The organism is Candidatus Contendobacter odensis Run_B_J11 (assembly GCF_000531125.1).
GTDB classification, from domain to species: domain Bacteria; phylum Pseudomonadota; class Gammaproteobacteria; order Competibacterales; family Competibacteraceae; genus Contendibacter; species Contendibacter odensensis.
Map to the genome: position 1 here is coordinate 25,149 of NZ_CBTK010000064.1, position 17,405 is coordinate 42,553.

The window sequence follows — 17,405 nt, forward strand, 5'->3', positions numbered from 1 at the left end:
GGCCCAAAAGTAACCCACATCACCATGACCCCCGAAAAGTTCATCGATCTCTGGCGCGAGAATACGCTGAAAGAGCGCAGCGGCTCGCAGTCGCATTTCAATCAACTCTGCGACTTGCTGGGCGTAATCCAGCCAGCGATTGCCGATCCGCATGGCGAGTGGTTCACTTTCGAGAAGGGGGCGAAGAAAACCGGCGGCGGTGATGGCTGGGCCGATGTGTGGAAAAAAGACTGCTTCGCCTGGGAGTACAAGGGCAAGCACAAAGACTTGAGCGCAGCCTTGCGCCAGTTACAGCAATACGCGCTGGCGCTGGATAACCCGCCGCTGCTGATCGTCTCCGACATGGCGACGATTGAAATTCATACCCATTTCACCAACACCGTTCACACGGTGCGTCGGCTGGCGCTGGAGGATTTAGCCGATCCCGCGAAGCTGCAACTGCTGAAGTGGGCGTTCACCGAGCCAGAGCGGCTAAAGCCGACCGTCACCCGGCAGAAGGTTACCGAAGACGCGGCTACGATCCTGGGCGGTCTGGCGCAACGCCTGCGGCAACGTGGCCACCCGCCGCTGGCGGTAGCGCACTTTATGACCCGGCTGCTGTTTTGTTTGTTCGCCGAGGACATCGGCCTGTTGCCGCATCGGCTATTCAGCGAGCTGCTGGCCCGCGCCCGCCCGTCACCCGCTGAATTTCTCTCCATGGCGGGCGATTTGTTTCGCGCCATGCACCAAGGCGGCCACTTTGGTCTGGACAAAATCGCTTGGTTCGACGGCGGACTGTTCGATGATGCCGCCTGCCTGCCGCTGCAACACACTGACCTTGACACGCTGCATTCTGCCGCCGCTCTGGACTGGTCGGAGATTGAACCGGCGATTTTCGGCACCCTGTTCGAGCGCGGCTTGGACCCGGACAAGCGCAGCCAGTTGGGCGCGCATTACACCGACGCCGGTTCCATCGAACGGCTGATTGTGCCGGTGATCCGCGAACCGCTGTTAGCGGAGTGGGCGACGGTGAAGGCCGACATGGCGCTTCTGTTAGCCACGAAGAAGCCGAAACGCATTCAGGCCGAGCAGACGCTGCAAGGCTTCCTGGAACGGTTGCGCACCTTCCGCGTCCTGGACCCGGCCTGCGGCTCCGGCAATTTCCTGTACGTCGCCTTGCGGACGCTGAAAGACCTTGAACACCAGGTCATGCTGGAAGCGGAGGCGCTGGGCTTGCAACGCGGCTTTCCCGCCGTTGGCCCGGAGGCGGTTGCGGGCATCGAGATCAACGACTATGCCGCCGAGCTGGCCCGGTTGACGGTCTGGATCGGCGAAATTCAATGGATGATCGGCCACGGCTACAACCTGAATGAACAACCGATCCTCAAGCCGCTGAACCAGATTCTGTGCCGGGATGCGCTGCTGAACGATGATGGGATCGAAGCCACTTGGCCGGCGACCACGGTGATCGTCGGTAATCCGCCGTTTCTGGGCGACAAGAAACAGTTAGCCGCCTTGGGCGATGCGTACATAGCGACCTTGCGCCAGACCTATCAGTGCCGGGTTCCGGGCGCTGCGGATTTGGTTTGCTACTGGTTTGAGAAAGCGCGGGTGCTGATTGAAGCGGGTCACGTCCAGCGGGCAGGACTGGTCGCGACCAATTCCATTCGCGGCGGCGCGAATCGCAAGGTGCTGGAGCGGATTCTGAACACTGCCTCCCCCTTGACGGGGGAGGGTGGGGATGGGGGTGAAAAGCTGGCGATCTTCAATGCCTGGTCTGATCAGGAATGGTTCAATGAGGGCGCGGCGGTGCGGGTGTCGCTGGTGTGCTTCGGCAAGCAGGGCCACGGGCAGCCGGTGATACTGGATGGGCAGTCAGTGACAGCGATTCACGCGGATTTGAAGGGACGAAAGGAAGGCGATGACGGCAGCCTGGATTTAACGCAAGCCAAGCCGCTACTGGAAAACGCGGGTGTATCTTTCATCGGCACCCAAAAAAACGGTCCCTTCAACATTGCCGGTGACTTGGCGCGACAGTGGCTAAAATTACCGAACCCTAACGGTCGACCCAATAGCGACGTGTTGCATCCATGGGCAAACGGGATGGATATTAATCGTAGATATTCAGATACATGGATTATTGACTTCGGTGTGAGTATGCCGGAAGCACAGGCAGCTTTATATGAAGCCCCGTTTGAATACTCAGCTAAATACATCAAACCGCTACGGGTCGGTAAGCGAGAAGATCGGGCAAATCAACGCTGGTGGTTAATGCAGAGGTCAAGACCTGAACTACGCACTGCTTTACAGTCTTTAGGCCGATTCATTGCGACTTCGATGGTCTCAAAATACCGTTTCTTTGTCTGGCTAGACAAAATCCAGCTTCCTGAAAATCTGGTCGTGGTCATCGCTCGTGACGACGACACCACCTTTGGCATCTTGCATTCCCGCTTCCATGAACTGTGGGCGCTGCGAACGTGTACATGGCTTGGCAAAGGCAACGATTCCCGCTACACGCCCACGACCTGCTTTGAAACCTTCCCGTTCCCGGATGGCTTGCAGCCGAACATTCCGGCCAGCGCCTATGTCGATGATCCCCGCGCTCAAGTTATTGCCGCCGCCGCTCAAAAACTCAACGAACTGCGGGATAACTGGCTGAATCCGCCGCAATGGGTGGATCGCCTTCCCGAAGTCGTGCCCGGTTATCCCGACCGACTCATTCCGAAACCGGAACATGCGGCTGAACTAAAGAAGCGCACCTTGACGAACCTGTACAATCAGCGCCCGGCGTGGCTGGCGAACGCTCACCGCGATCTCGATCACGCGGTGGCTGCTGCTTACGGCTGGCCGGTGGATTTGAGCGATGATAAGGTTTTGCGGCGCTTGCTGGCGTTGAACCGGGAACGCGCTGTTTAGGCCCGTACCGGCCATTGCCGACACAGCCATTCGCGCCGTTCGGTTTGCAGTGATCGGATGACGGTGCGGCCATTGACGGTGAATTCCAGTTCCCGCAGTTCCGGGCGACCATAAACCACTGGGATAAAGCGCACCGTATCCGGTGGATAAGCGCCCGATTCGGCAATTTCCACCTGCAACCGCTCGCCTGCACTATCCGCCGAGATGTGGGCAATACCGTAAGCGCCAGCTTGATAACGCCGCGTTTCCTGGTCATCCAGCACATACTCGAACCGCGCCGGTTTTTCCCGACAGAACAGATGCAATTCGACCGTGCTTAAATCCATGATGCTGTTGTGCAACGGCCCGGCGTAGTACGGCACGACTGCCCCATCGCGGACGAACAGCGGCAACTCATCCAAGGCGGCGGCATACGACACAAGCTGGCCGCCTTCAACCCACTCGCCCCGATTCAGATCAAACCAGAAACCCGGCGGCAGACGTATTGCCCGTTCCTGCATCTTCACTCCGGCGCGAACGATTTCCGGCCCTTGCCCTTCGCCGTGCAGAATCGGCGCGACCAGCAGGGCATCGCCAACCAGATACTGATCGTCCAGATTCACATATTCCGGCCCGGCGTAGTGATACAGCAGCGGACGCATCACCGGATCGCCGCTGCGCCAGTGGGCGAAAAAACACTGATACAAATACGGCAGCAAGCGGTAGCGGCTGCGAATCGCGCCCCGAATTGCCACCAGCGGCTCCAGCCCGAACTGCCACGGTTCCTGCGAGCGGGAATGGCGGATGGAATGGTTGCGGAAGAATGGAAATAGACAGCCGGCCTGATGCCAGCGCACCAGTAATTCGGCGCTGGTGTCGTCCATGAAGCCGCCCACATCCGGCCCATTGAACGCTGCGCCGGACAGGCTCAGATTCAGCGAACACGGCAGCGCCATCCGCAGATGCTTCCAGTTGCTGGCGTTATCGCCGGTCCACACCGCACTGTAGCGTTGGGTGCCGGCGCAGGCGCTGCGAGTCAACAGGAAAGGGCGGCCCTCAGGATCGAGCCGATCACACGCTTGCCGGCTGGCCATCGCCATGAAATGAGCGTACTGGTTGTGATAGCGATCATGCGGGATCGCGCCGTGATTGAAGCGCATCTCCTCGGTGCGGCTGTAGCCGGTAGCGGGATCGTTCATGTCCAGCCACACCCCGTCCACCGCGCTGGCACGCAGAAAATCCGCCAACCGGCCCGCCCACCAGTCGCGGGTCGTCTCCAGCGTGAAATCAGGAAACACGGTATCGCCGGGCCAGACCTTGCCCACATACTCCCGCCCGCTGGCGGTCTGGCAGAACGCCGCCTGTTCCCGGCCGCTGTCATACACCGCGTAGCCAGGTTCGCGCTTGACGCCGGGATCAATAATCGTCACGGCGCGAATGCCGACCGCTTTCAAATCACGATTGAGCGCAGCGGGATCGGGAAAATCGACCCGATCCCAGGTGAACAGCCGGCAGCCGTCCATATAATCAATGTCGTACCACAAGGCGCTGACCGGCACCTCGGCGGCGGCGAACTGCGCCGCCAGTTCTCGAAACTCTGCTTCGTACTGATAACCCCAGCGGCACTGGTGATAGCCCAGCGCCCATAATGGCGGCAGCGGCGCCCGTCCGGTCAACGTCGCATAGCGCCGCGTCACCTCTGCCAAACTCGGCCCGGCCACAAGGTAAAGGTCAGTCGTGCCGCCGAGGGACTGATACCAGAATTCGCCGGACTGACTCTTGCCAGCGTCCAGAATCGCCCGACCTGGGTTGTCGAAGAACAGCCCCAGAAACCGCTCGCCCGTTTTGAGAATGGCGAAGGGAATGGCGACATAGGTCGGATCGTAGTCGTCACGACTGTAGGTGTGCCGAAACATCGCCACCACATCCACGGTCAGGCAATCAGCGCTATCGCCCAGCTTGTTGAGGCGTTTGGTGCGCTCGCCAAAGCCGTAGCAACCGTCAATGTCGCTCAGAGCGAAATTGAGTAACAAATTCTCGCTGCGGCAACCAATACCCGCAGTGACCGTTGCCAAGGTGAAATCGGCCCGTTCCAGCCGCAATTGCGTTGTACTCAGTTCGACCCTTCCGGCTTCTGCGGCGAAAAGCGCCGTTTCCGTGTCCAACCGCGCTATAACCGGTCGCCCCTCGCGCCATTCCGGCAGCACGGCATCGGAATACTGGTGTGAATCATCAACCTGAGCGTTCTCGAAGCGCAGCCGCAAACAGCCCTCGGCGACATCGGCGCAGCGAACCCGCAACTGGACACCACGCCCGATGAGTTCAACGGTATCGCCTGCGACGGTCAGCGTATCGGCATAGTCAAAATTGAGCGGATGGATTTTCTGGCCGAAGAACATGACAGTGATTCTCCAAGCAAGCGCTGGTGAGGGTTGCTAAATTTCGGTGAGGGCCCTCAAATATTATGCTTCAATATCAATCAGTGGGTTTATGCGAGCCACTAACAACCATTGCTCTTTTGACAGGAGAAATTCCCATGTTTTGTCGGTATTCGTCCCCTTCCCCTATTCAATACTTCTGACAGTTTTTTTCGTTAAAAATCAACAAATTATCTTTCATAGGCATCATTAAATTCAACTCAGGGTTTAAACTAATGAAACCACGTTTACGATATATGCTGTTGACTTTACTGGCGTTTTTTTGGCTGCCCGCTACTCAGGCAGCGCCTGCATTGACCTCTTCGCCAATCACTGTCCCTCAAACAAGCGGAAGCATTAGTACGCCGATTTTTGAATCGGGAATCACTGCTCAAACACGGCAACTGATTCAACCCGCTGCCGCGCAACCAATGCTCTTCACGCATGGAGACCCCAGTCCCAATGAGCAGTATCTATTGGAGCTGGTCAACCGGGCGCGAGCCAACCCTGCTGCGGAAGCAGCCCGCTTGGGCATTGATCTGAACCAAGGGCTTGCTCCGGGCACCATTACCACCGCTCCCAAACCTCCGCTGGCCTTGCAACCGCAACTGATCACTACCGCTCGTGCCCACAGCCAGTGGATGCTGGATACGGACACTTTCAGTCATACCGGCGTAGCGGGCAGCAGCCCAGGGGATCGCATGGAAAGCGCCGGTTATCCATTCAGCGGGAGCTGGACATGGGGTGAAAACATTGCTTGGCAAGGTACAACGGGAACGATCCAGGTCACGGAATCCACTGCCTCAATGCATGATGGCTGGTTTTTGAGCGCGGGACATCGTGCCAATCTGATGAATGCCAGTTTTGATGAGGTCGGGATGGGTTTGTTGACTGGACGGTTTGAGAGTTGGAATGCCTTGATGGGTACCCAAGACTTTGCCCGCAGTGATGGAACGCCTGGACCGTTGCTGACGGGCGTCGTCTATGAAGACTTGAATGGCAACGATTTTTATGACGTGGGCGAAGGCGTAGCCAACGTGACTGTTCGGCTGACTGGTGGAGCCTACTATGCAGTGACTTCCACTTCTGGAGGATTTGCCCTCCCCTACACCAGCGGCGGCGGTACCGGGCAATTGGATGTGATTTTCTCCGACGGCTCTATTCCAGCGCCTGCAACCAGGACGGTGACCGGCACTGGGCAAAATGTGAAGCTGGACTTTGTGGTCAATGGCGAATCGCCGCCTACTTCTGCTGCCGTCGGCGTGTTCCGCAACGGCCAGTGGTTCCTCGATGCCAACGGCAACGGCACTTGGGAGGGCTGCGGCACCGAATTCTGCTTTACCGGCTTTGGTCAGGCCGGTGATATGCCCGCCTCCGGCAACTGGGACGGCGGCAGCAAGAGCTACATCGGGGTGCTGCGTTCCGGCACTGGCGAATGGTTCATTGACCGCAACGGCAACCGGCAATGGGATGGCTGCGTCGCTGACGGCTGCTATGTCGGCTTTGGTGCGCCCGGTGACCTACCCGTAGCGGGCGATTGGCACGGCACCGGCTTTGCCAAAATAGGAGTCTTCCGCAACGGGCAGTGGTTCCTCGATGCCAATGGCAACGGCAAATGGGACGGCTGCGGCACCGATCTCTGCCTGAGCTTCGGCCAAGCTCTTGATTTGCCGGTGGCAGGTAACTGGAATGGCGGTGTTCCGGCGGGGGTCGGCGTATTCCGCGCCGGGACCTGGTATCTGGACTATAACGGCAACGGGCAATGGGACGGCTGCGGTGTGGATCGCTGCTACTTCGGCAGCTTCGGCCAGGCGGGCGATTTACCCGCAGCGGGCGACTGGAACGGCGACGGCAAAGCCAAGGTCGGGGTATTCCGCAATGGCACCTGGTTCCTCGACTACAACGGCAACGGCGCATGGGACGGCTGTAGCGTGGATCGCTGCTACTTCGGCAGCTTCGGCCAGCAAGGGGATTTGCCGGTCGCCGGCAAGTGGTAAAACTCTCCCAAACTCGCCAATAGTTTCACTCCCGGTAGCCTTACTCCTGCCGGCCGCTTTGAAGCGATGAGCGTTAGAAACCAAGCCGGGGATCGCACCCCGGCTTTTTTAATGCGGCGGCAAAGCCACCACCCCGGTTATACCGTTTCTCATTAGATTCAACGGCTTTGCAAATCGCACCGGCGCAGAACCTTCCCCTGGCGCATCAACCGACCTCAAACCAAATCAGGGATGGGTAGGGTGGATAAGGCGCTTTGCGCCGCATCCACCAAGCGGCTAAGGTGGATGCGCTACGCTTATCCACCCTACCCTTCGTCAATCCCGCCCGGTTAAAATAACAGCCCCCTTTAACAAAGGGGGGAGCCTGCGGTTCAAAAAACTCTACCGGCTGAACCCGCATGACCGAACCCCTGATCGCATTGCTCTCACTGGCCTGGCTGCTGTGGATCGCGCTGGTTGCGGTCGGGCTGATTCTGGAGCGGCGCTCACCGACCGCCACCTTGGCCTGGCTGCTGGCGCTACTGTTCATGCCCTACTTCGGGTTTCTGGTGTACCTGCTGTTCGGGCCACGCCGGCTGCATCGGCGGCGGCGGCGCTATGGCCGTGCCCGTGCCCGCTTAATCCAGTCTACCCACCACCTGCGCCCCGGCTACACTCCATCCGGCTTCCCGACTGCTGGCCTGGAACGGCAACTGGCGCGACTGCTGGAACGACTCGGCCAAGGCGCACTCAGCCCGGCTACCGCAGTTACGGTGCTGGAAAGCGGTGACGCCTGCTTTCAGGCGCTGGAAACCGCTATCGTCGCTGCCCAGCACCACGTCCATCTCGAATACTACCTGTGGCAACCGGATCGGGTCGGAACCCGATTGCGCGATCTGCTGATAGAAAAAGCCCGGGCGGGAATCGCGGTACGGCTGCTGCTCGATCCGATGGGATCGAACCGGATTAGCCGCCGTTTCCTGCAACCGCTGCGGGATGCGGGCGGAATGACCGCTTGGTTTAATCCGCTCCGGTTGCGCCGACTGCGACCGAATCACGTCAATTTCCGCACTCACCGCAAGATCGTGGTTTGCGATGGTCGGATCGGGTTCATTGGCGGTATCAACGTCAGCGATGCACACAGCACCCGTTGCAGCGGCGTAACCGCTTGGCGCGACACCCATTTACGCATTGAGGGCGAACCGGTACACCGGCTGCACTTCATTTTTCTGGAAGACTGGTATTTCGCCACCGATCACGCGCCCTTCCAACCGGAATTTTTCCCGCAGTTCCCCCCGCATTCGGCGGGACCTTGGCTGCAAATCGTCGAATCCGGTCCTGATAACGACCGCTATGCCATTGCCCAATGCTTCTTTGCCGCCATCAGCGGTGCCCAGCGACAGGTGTTGCTATCCACGCCCTATTTCGTCCCGAACGAGGCGCTGAACATGGCCTTGAGGAGCGCGGCTCTGCGTGGGGTGGAGGTGAAGCTACTGACGCCCAAACGCAGCGACTCGCGGCTGGTCACAGCCGCCGCCCACAGTTACTACGATGAACTGATCAGCGCTGGAGTCCTGATTCACCAATATGGCCCGCCGATGCTGCATACCAAACTGCTGGTGATAGACGAACGCATCGCGGCCATCGGCAGCGCCAATTTCGACCACCGCAGTTTGGCGTTGAATTTCGAGGTAGTGGCCGTCCTCTACGATGCCGGACTGGCGATACGACTGGCGCGCAGTTTTAGCGCCGACTTGCGACAGGCTCAGCGCTATGTCAAACCCGGTCGCCGCGCTTCGCTAGGCCAGCGGTTGGCAGAAGCCACCGCCCGGCTGTTATCGCCGCTGTTGTGAGCGGAACTGCCGGGTTCTAACTACAATTTCCTGAATAACAGGACTTTTGCTTTGGTGTCCAAACCAGTTCTATTGTGCGGACAGCGCGTGGCCGGGGCTTCCAGCCCGTATTCTGTTCACCGGCTGGAAGCCCCGGCCACGGTTCCACATAAGCACTCACCAGCGGGAGATATCGGCCATGACCCATTTTCCAACCTTGTGCTTCTCCGTGCCCGCGTTCCGTGGGTTGCTCTGGATTGCGATTGCGCTGGTGACCGGTCTATCGCTGCCGACGCTCACTTTGGCGGCCACGCCAGACTACGCCATTGACACCCTCGCGCCCTCTCTCAGCGTCCAACCCGATCTTAATCCAGCCGCTCGTCCCCCCAAACCGTTCCGCAACCCGCTTTCGCTGCAAGATCGCAGCGCCCTTACTCAAAACCGCGCTATCCAGGTCATCGTGGAATTTGATCAGGCAGAAGTTGTGGCTATGGCCGAAACCCGACGCAGCCAAGCCGCCTTGCCCCACGATGACGCCGCCATCCTGGCCGAACGGGTCTCGCGCTACCGTCAACGCAAAGAACAAACGCTGACCACCTTGGCGGCGGAGTCGTTCACCGTAGTGAGCGACTACAGCCACCTGCCGATGAGCGTATTGCGGGTGCAGTCGCTGGCGGCGCTGGATGCCTTGTTGCAGCAACCGGGCGTCAAGGCGGTGTACTCCGACGTTCAACTGAAACTCATGCTCAACGAAAGCTTGCCACTGATTCGGCAACCGGAAACCGCTGCTCAAGGTGGAACCGGCACTGGCGTCACGGTCGCGGTACTCGATACCGGGGTGGATTACGCCCGAGCTGCTTTCGGGAACTGCGCAACACCCGGCGGTGCGTGCAAAGTAGCGTTCGCCCAGGATTTTGCGCCCAACGACGGCGCTCTGGATGACAACGGCCACGGCACCAATGTTGCCGGTACCGTACTCGGCGTCGCGCCCGGTGCCCGGATCGCTGCGCTTGACGTCTTTGAAAACGACCTCGCTTCGTCCACTGACATCATCGCGGCAATTAACTGGGCGATTGCCAATCAGGCCGCCTATAACATCGTAGCTCTAAATCTGAGTCTGGGCGGCAGTCGCTTCAGCTCGCCCTGCGCCTCCGATGTGTTCGCGACCCCACTCGCCAATGCTAAAGCTGCTGGCATTCTGGCGGCGGTCGCGGCGGGGAATGAAGCCTACAAAAACGCGCTGTCCTCGCCGGCCTGCGCCCCGGCAGCAGTCTCGGTAGGCGCGGTGTACGACTCGGCAATGGGTCGCATGGCGTGGAGCAACTGCACCGATGCCGCGACCCAGGCCGACCAGATCACCTGCTTTTCCAACAGCGCCAGCTTCCTGACCCTGCTGGCGCCCGGATCGAGTATCACTGCGGCCGGAATCACCCAGAGTGGCACCTCGCAGGCCACGCCGCATGTGGCGGGCGCGATAGCGGTACTACGGGCGGCGTATCCCGGTGAATCGGTGGATGCGACCATCGGGCGGCTGACCAGCACCGGGCAGCCGATCACCGATACTAATGGCATCACTAAACCGCGTATCGATCTGTTGAGCGCCTTTAGCAGCAACCGCACCGCCTATCTGCTGACAGTGGCCAAGAGCGGTACCGGCGGCGGCACGGTGAACAGCAGCCCAACCGGCATTGCCTGTGGTACGAGCTGTAGCGCGAATTTTGCCGATGGCACTTCGGTCAGCTTGACGGCGCAACCGGCAGCGGGTTCAACCTTCGGCGGCTGGGGCGGAGCCTGTGCCGGGACCGGAGCTTGTCAGGTGACGATGGCCGCGGCCAAGAGCGTGACAGCGATTTTCAATGGCGCGAGTGGAGAAATCTCGCTGGCCGAGGCGTTGGATAATGCGGCCCTGAATTGGCGTAGCGGGGGCGATGTTGGCTGGCGGGGGGTGCAATTCAGCGACCGCGACGCGGCTCAAAGCGGTGTGATCGACGATGGACAGTGGTCGGAATTGTCCGCAGCGCTAACCGGGCCGGGAACCCTCACTTTTCAGTGGCGAACATCGTCCGAGGCCGATTACGACTATCTGCTGTTCTACATTGATGATGTGTTGCAGGACTGGCTTAGTGGCGAAACCGGCTGGTTAAGCCAGACGGTGAATATCGGCGCGGGCACCCATGAAATCAAGTGGTTCTATTTCAAGGACGATTCTTTCTTCGAGGGCAGCGATGCCGGCTGGGTGGATGCGGTCGCTTTCACCCCCTCTCAAGCCAGTTTGCCCGATCTAACCGTGGTTGAAGCCACCAGTCCCGCTAATGGCACGCCCGGCGGCAAGATCGCCGTCGCCGCTACGGTGGTAAATCAGAGCGCGGTGGCGACGGGCGCTTCCCGGCTCAGCTTCTTTCTGTCGAGCGATTCGACGATTACCACCAGTGACCTCAATACCGGTTGGGGCTGTTCGCTCGATCCAATGGCGGGTGGCGCTACGGTGCGATGCAGTGGCGATATCGTGATTCCCGCCACCGTGTCGACGGGAACCTACTATCTGGGCGCTTATGCCGATACGGTGGGGTCAGTCGCTGAAAGCAATGAAAGCAACAATGGCTTGGCGGCGACCAACCCGCTGGCGATTGCCAATTCCCTGTTGACGCTCACCCTGGCCAAGGATGGCACTGGCAGCGGCAAGGTAAGCAGCACCCCGGCGGGGATAGATTGCGGGGCCATTTGCAGCGCAAATTTCGCACCCGGAGCAACGGTCATCCTGACGGCACAGCCGGTGACCGATTCGGTATTCAGCGGGTGGGGTGGAGCCTGCGTGGGAACCGGTAGTTGCACGGTCAGCATGAATACGGCCAAGAGCGTCACCGCTACTTTCAAGCTGATCCAGTCCCAACCGGCAGCTAAGGTCGGCGTCTTCCGCAACGGCCAATGGTTCCTCGACGCCAACGGCAACGGCGCGTGGGAGGGCTGCGGCGTCGAATACTGCTTCAGCGGCTTTGGTCAAGCCGGCGACGTGCCCGCTTCCGGCAACTGGGATGGCGGTAGCAAGAGCTACATCGGGGTGTTGCGTTCCAGCACCGGCCAATGGTTCGTAGACCGTAATGGCAACCGGCAATGGGACGGCTGCATCGCTGATGGCTGTTACAGCGGCTTTGGCCAAGCCGGTGATCTGCCGGTGGCGGGCGACTGGAGCGGTAACGGCGTCGCCAAAATCGGGGTGTTCCGCAACGGCCAGTGGTTTTTGGATGCCAACGGTAACGGCGCGTGGGACGGTTGCGGCACGGAACTCTGCTTGAGCTTCGGCCAGAGCGGTGATCTACCGGTGGCCGGCAACTGGAACGGGGGTCGTCAAGCCGGGGTGGGTGTGTTCCGTGCGGGTACCTGGTATCTGGATTACAACGGCAACGGGGCGTGGGATGGCTGCGGCATTGATCACTGTTACTTCAGTAGCTTTGGCCAAGCCGGTGATTTGCCAGCAGCGGGCGATTGGAACGGCGACGGCAAAGCTAAAGTCGGCGTGTTCCGCAACGGGACCTGGTATCTGGACTACAACGGCAACGGCGCTTGGGATGGCTGTAGCGTAGATCGCTGCTACTTCGGCAGTTTCGGCCAAGCCGGGGATTTGCCGGTCGCGGGCAAGTGGTAAATGAATCACCCGCTCATTAGCCCCGCCCCGGCGGGGCTTTTTGGTGGTGGCGTTGCGCTATAGTTTCTTGCCCCCGTCCCCGCTGCATCGGAGTCCGCCGCATGAAACTCAAATTACCCATCGGCCTGCAAAACCTGCGCGAGATGCGCACCCAAGGCTACGTCTATGTCGACAAAACCGCCCATGTCGCCCGGCTGGCCGAGGAAGGCAAATACTACTTTTTGGCCCGGCCCCGGCGCTTTGGCAAAAGCCTGCTGGTGGATACGCTGGCCGAAGCGTTCGCCGGTAGCCGGGAGTTGTTTGAGGGGCTGTATCTGGAAACGCACTGGGACTGGAGCCGAAAGTATCCGGTGCTGCGCTTTGACTTTGGCGAGGGCGTGCTGACCGACCGTGCCCTGCTGGACGCCACCCTGCAAGACCAGATGCGCCTCAATCACCAACGTCACGGTCTGGCGTGGCAGGAGGCCCCTATTCACATTACGCTGGCCCGGCTGGTGCGGAACCTGAGTGAGGCCGCCGGTCAACCGGTCGTCCTGTTGATTGACGAATACGACAAGCCGATTCTGGATAATTTAAGCGAGCCAGAACGGGCGCGGGCGATGCGGGAAGGGCTGCGTAACTTTTACTCAGTGATCAAAAGCCTCGACCCGCATCTCAAATTCGTGCTGCTGACTGGAGTCAGCAAGTTCTCCAAGGTCTCGCTGTTTTCCGGGTTGAACAATCTGGAAGACCTCACGCTGGATCCCCGCGCCGCGACCCTGTGCGGCTATACCCATGCGGAACTGGTCGGTGCCTTTGCCGAGTATCTGGACGGGGTGGATTTGGCGGAAATGCAGCGCTGGTACAACGGCTACAACTTCCTCGGCGAACCGGTCTACAACCCGTTCGACATCCTTTTATATTTGCGCCACCGTGAGTTCAAACCCTACTGGTTCGAGACCGGGACCCCGACTTTTCTCATTGAATTATTGCGCCAGCGGCAGTTTGTCATCGCCGAAGCCGACGACTACTGGGCCAGCGAAGACCTGCTGGGGGCGTTTGAAGTGGAGGCAATTGAGCCCGAGGCGCTGCTGTTTCAGACTGGCTACGCCACGGTGCGCGAGCGGCAGGTGCGGCCCAATGGCTTTCGCTACCGGCTGGGCTTTCCCAATCACGAGGTGCGAGTCAGCTTGCCGCAGGCGGTTCTGCGCCGCTATGTGCCGAGTCGGCGCGAGCAACAACGAGCCGAAGATCGGTTGTTTCAGGCGCTGGAGCAGGATGATCCCGCAGCCCTGCGTCCCGCGTTGCACGCCTTCTTTGCCTCGATCCCACATAACTGGTATCGCCGAAATAACCTGGCGGGTTATGAAGGCTACTGGGCGTCGCTGGTCTATTGCCTGTTTGCGGCGCTGGGGGTGGAAACCCGTGCCGAAGAAGCCAGTCATCAGGGTCAGGTGGATTTAGTGATTGAATATCAGGGGCGCGTCTGGCTACTGGAATTCAAGCTGGCCGAGGACGACGGCGGGCAACGGGCGCTGGATCAGATTAAAACCAAGGGCTATCACTTGCGCTATGCCGGACAGCCGGTGACGCTGATCGGGATGGATTTCAGTCGCGAGCAGCGCAATCTGGTCGGGTTTGCCTGGGAGCGGGGCTGAGAAGAATGACAGACAGCGAACCTGCTGCGGTTCTCAGGACAGACCGGGAAACACCCCTTCCATTCCCTCGACTAACGCCGCCAAAGGCACCGCCTCTACCCGCTCCGCCAGTCGATACCGCTGTGTTCCGGGATATACCACGGCGATCCGCTCCAGGTTGAGATCATCCAGCGCGATTCGCATCGAAGGCGTCAGGCGCGGCGCATCCATGCGCTTGCATTCGATCCCCAGCAGTCGCCCTTCTTTCAGCACTATCAAATCGATCTCGGCCCCGTTATGCGTCGCCCAAAAATAGGCTTCATCCGGCTCCAGCGCCTTGAAAACCTCTTCGATCACATAGCCTTCCCAGGATGCTCCGCACTTGGGATGACTCAGCAGGTGATGTGGGGAGCGGATGCCCAGCAACTGATGCAGTAAGCCAGCGTCGTTAAAATACACCTTCGGCGCTTTGACCTGCCGTTTCTTCACATTGGCATGCCAAGGCCGTAGTTGGCGGATCATGAATACCCCGGATAACACATCCAGATAGCGGCGCACGGTCGGTTCACTCACGCCCAGCGAACGGGCCGGTTCAGCCGCATTCCAGAGTTGGCCGTGATAGTGGGCCAGCATCGTCCAAAACCGGAGCAGAGCAACCGGGGGCGCGGCGATCCCGGCTTGGGGCAAATCCCGCTCCAGCACGGTTTGAATGAAGTTTTTCCGCCACGCCACACTGTCTGTTTCCGTCCGCGCCAGAAACGACCGGGGAAAACCGCCGCGCAGCCAGTGTTGCGCCTGTGCATTGACGCCGACTTCCGCCAGGCTGAATCCGGCCATGACCACGATTTCCAGTCGCCCGGCGAGCGACTCCGAGGATTGCCGCAATAATTCAGGCGATGCGCTGCCGAGAACCAGAAACCGGGCGGCTAGGGGTTGACGGTCAGCCAACACTCGCAGGATTGGAAACAACTCAGGGCGACGTTGCACCTCATCAATTACCACCAGCCCTCGCAACTCGCGCAGGGCCGTCATCGGTTCGCTTAACCGGGCGAGACTGATGGGATCTTCAAGATCGAAGTAACCGGCAGAGTCCACCTTGACCCATTCTCGCGCCAAGGTGGTTTTGCCGCACTGGCGGGAACCGATCAGGGCGACCACTGGATTGCGTTCCAGAGCCGTGTGGACTTTTTGCAGAAGGATGGGACGTTGAATCATTTGGGCATAATACCATGAAAATAGAAAGTTGATTTTTCGATTTTCATGGTTAATAAATTGCCGGGATGGGTAGAATAACCTTGTGTGATAACCTGCTTTACAGACAACCGGCTGGACATCAGCTATCCTTACGTTGCATCCCGTTGACACATCCTTTCACCCACGCCCTTGCGGCAGGAAAAATCCCCATGTTTCGTCGGCAGTTACCCCCCCCAACCGTCTCATTTAAGTTACTAATAGCATTAGGCTTATTTTTAAGCCTGTCCATCGCCCAAGCCGCGACTGGGGTCGCCGTGGGCGTCTTCCGCAATGGCACCTGGTTTCTGGATGCCAACGGCAATGGCGCGTGGGACAAGTGCCAACAGGATGGCGGATTGGATTTATGCCTGTACAACAGCTTTGGTCAGGCCGGTGATCTGCCTGCCGTGGGTAACTGGGACGGCGGCGCGAATAGCTCCGTCGGGGTGCTGCGTTCCGGCACCGGCCAATGGTTCATTGACCGCAACGGCAACGGAAAATGGGACGGCTGCGGGGTCGACGGCTGTTATGTCGGCTTTGGTATGGCCGGGGATTTGCCGGTCACCGGGGACTGGAATGGCACCGGTTTTGCCAAGATTGGCGTGTTCCGCAACGGCCAGTGGTTCTTGGATGCCAACGGCAACGGCGCGTGGGACGGCTGCGGCACCGACCTCTGTCTGAACTTCGGCCAGTTTGGCGATTGGCCAGTTGAGGGTAACTGGGATGGCGGATTGAAAGCAGGCGTTGGGGTATTCCGGGCGGGCACCTAGTACCTCGACTACAACGGTAACGGCAAATGGGATGGTTGCCAGCAGGACGGCGGACTGGACCAATGCCTGTATAACAGCTTTGGTCAGGCGGGCGATCTCCCGGCGGCGGGCGACTGGAACGGCGATGGCAAGGCCAAGGTCGGCGTCTTCCGCAATGGCACTTGGTATCTCGACTACAACGGCAACGGGAAATGGGATGGGTGCAGCGTGGATCGCTGCTACGAAGGCAGTTTCGGCCAGCAAGGGGATTTGCCGGTGGCGGGTCGCTTTGGTCAAAATGTTTCTACTTATACCGTTACCGCCACTGCCGGAGCCAATGGCAGCATTACCCCGGCATCCCGGACGGTGAGCAAAGGGGCGACCACCACCTTCACGGTCACACCCAATAGCGGCTATACCGCCAGCGTCAGCGGCTGTGGTGGAACTCTGAGTGGAACGACCTATACCACCGGCGCAATCACTGTTGCTTGCCCGGTTATAGCGACGTTCAACCAGAACGTCTCCACTTATGCCCTGACTGTTAGTAAGGCTGGTACGGGCAGTGGTACGGTTACTGGCACGGGTATCAATTGCGGCAGCGACTGCACGGAGAGCTATGCCAGTGGAACCAGCGTCATCTTGACCGCCACTGCTGATACGGGTTCCACCTTCGCCGGCTGGAATGGGGCGTGTTCGGGGACCGGAAACTGTATGTTAACGATGAGCGCCGTAAAAAGCGCCGCCGCCACTTTTAATACAACTACGCAAAACTGTGACGTTGAACCCTGCTACTACATAACTCAAACGGGAGATACTGAAGTGCCAGTTATCTTCCGGTCAGCTATCTCTGATGCTTATCTAGCCTTGCAGTTTGACGAGCGAAATCAGAACTACAACGGAGCCGTGTTTTATTCAGAGAGTGTAGAACGAATTTCACTCTCTTTTGATCCAAAATCCGGGATGTTGTATAATTTAAACATTGGAGATGAGTATTTTTTATTTTCCGTAACTACCTACCCTCAAACGCCAGCCGAAGGGTATCGAACGGATTGATGCCGTTCAGTT

At 59.2% G+C, this 17,405-nt stretch carries 9 protein-coding genes; 7 read left to right on the top strand and 2 right to left on the bottom strand.

Annotated elements, in window-relative coordinates; all coding sequences use genetic code 11:
• Window positions 1-24: 24 nt before the first annotated feature.
• Entirely contained in the window at window positions 25-2,895 is a 2,871-nt protein-coding gene (locus BN874_RS05375; protein WP_034431384.1) for a class I SAM-dependent DNA methyltransferase, read from the top strand.
• Here BN874_RS05375 and BN874_RS05380 read toward each other — a convergent pair.
• Window positions 2,892-5,273 (bottom strand): glycoside hydrolase family 31 protein, encoded by a 2,382-nt coding sequence (locus BN874_RS05380; RefSeq protein ID WP_051497461.1) that lies wholly within the window; start codon window positions 5,271-5,273, stop codon window positions 2,892-2,894. The genes BN874_RS05375 and BN874_RS05380 overlap by 4 nt on opposite strands.
• Window positions 5,274-5,722: 449 nt before the next feature.
• On the opposite strand from BN874_RS05380, the gene BN874_RS22215 reads away from it, so the two are divergent.
• The 4 genes from BN874_RS22215 to BN874_RS05400 all read left to right on the top strand — a co-directional run bounded on the left by BN874_RS22215 (window position 5,723) and on the right by BN874_RS05400 (window position 14,379).
• Window positions 5,723-7,288 carry a CAP domain-containing protein gene (locus BN874_RS22215; RefSeq protein ID WP_195912112.1) on the top strand — a complete coding sequence of 522 codons (1,566 nt, stop codon included), beginning with the start codon at window positions 5,723-5,725 and terminating at the stop codon, window positions 7,286-7,288.
• Window positions 7,289-7,686: 398 nt separating this feature from the next.
• Window positions 7,687-9,120, top strand: coding sequence for a cardiolipin synthase (gene cls / locus BN874_RS05390; protein ID WP_034431385.1), 1,434 nt, complete (start codon window positions 7,687-7,689; stop codon window positions 9,118-9,120).
• Window positions 9,121-9,298: 178 nt separating this feature from the next.
• Window positions 9,299-12,742, top strand: coding sequence for a S8 family serine peptidase (locus BN874_RS24240; RefSeq protein ID WP_051497463.1), 3,444 nt, complete (start codon window positions 9,299-9,301; stop codon window positions 12,740-12,742).
• Window positions 12,743-12,843: 101 nt separating this feature from the next.
• The gene (locus BN874_RS05400) at window positions 12,844-14,379 is read left to right on the top strand and encodes an ATP-binding protein (RefSeq protein ID WP_034431386.1); all 1,536 of its coding nucleotides are present in this window, start codon (window positions 12,844-12,846) and stop codon (window positions 14,377-14,379) included.
• A gap of 33 nt (window positions 14,380-14,412) precedes the next feature.
• Here the strand turns inward: BN874_RS05400 and BN874_RS05405 are convergent, their stop codons facing one another.
• Complete coding sequence (locus BN874_RS05405) at window positions 14,413-15,573, bottom strand: ATP-binding protein (RefSeq protein ID WP_034431387.1); 1,161 nt, start codon at window positions 15,571-15,573, stop codon at window positions 14,413-14,415.
• A 188-nt stretch (window positions 15,574-15,761) separates the two neighbouring features.
• Here BN874_RS05405 and BN874_RS05410 point away from each other — a divergent pair, with 188 nt between their 5' ends.
• On the top strand, window positions 15,762-16,361 hold the full coding sequence (locus BN874_RS05410) for a hypothetical protein (protein ID WP_034431388.1): 600 nt from the start codon (window positions 15,762-15,764) through the stop codon (window positions 16,359-16,361).
• A gap of 207 nt (window positions 16,362-16,568) precedes the next feature.
• Window positions 16,569-17,393, top strand: a complete 825-nt coding sequence (locus BN874_RS05415) for an InlB B-repeat-containing protein (RefSeq protein ID WP_034431389.1) — start codon at window positions 16,569-16,571, stop codon at window positions 17,391-17,393.
• The last annotated feature ends 12 nt before the right edge of the window (window positions 17,394-17,405 follow it).

Coding starts and splice junctions, on each gene's coding strand:
- BN874_RS24240 (WP_051497463.1), top strand. CDS start 9,299: ATGACCCATTTTCCAACCTTGTGCTTCTCCGTGCCCGCGTTCCGTGGG.
- BN874_RS05400 (WP_034431386.1), top strand. CDS start 12,844: ATGAAACTCAAATTACCCATCGGCCTGCAAAACCTGCGCGAGATGCGC.
- BN874_RS05410 (WP_034431388.1), top strand. CDS start 15,762: ATGTTTCGTCGGCAGTTACCCCCCCCAACCGTCTCATTTAAGTTACTA.
- BN874_RS05380 (WP_051497461.1), bottom strand. CDS start 5,273: ATGTTCTTCGGCCAGAAAATCCATCCGCTCAATTTTGACTATGCCGAT.
- cls (WP_034431385.1), top strand. CDS start 7,687: ATGACCGAACCCCTGATCGCATTGCTCTCACTGGCCTGGCTGCTGTGG.
- BN874_RS05375 (WP_034431384.1), top strand. CDS start 25: ATGACCCCCGAAAAGTTCATCGATCTCTGGCGCGAGAATACGCTGAAA.
- BN874_RS05405 (WP_034431387.1), bottom strand. CDS start 15,573: ATGATTCAACGTCCCATCCTTCTGCAAAAAGTCCACACGGCTCTGGAA.
- BN874_RS22215 (WP_195912112.1), top strand. CDS start 5,723: ATGCTCTTCACGCATGGAGACCCCAGTCCCAATGAGCAGTATCTATTG.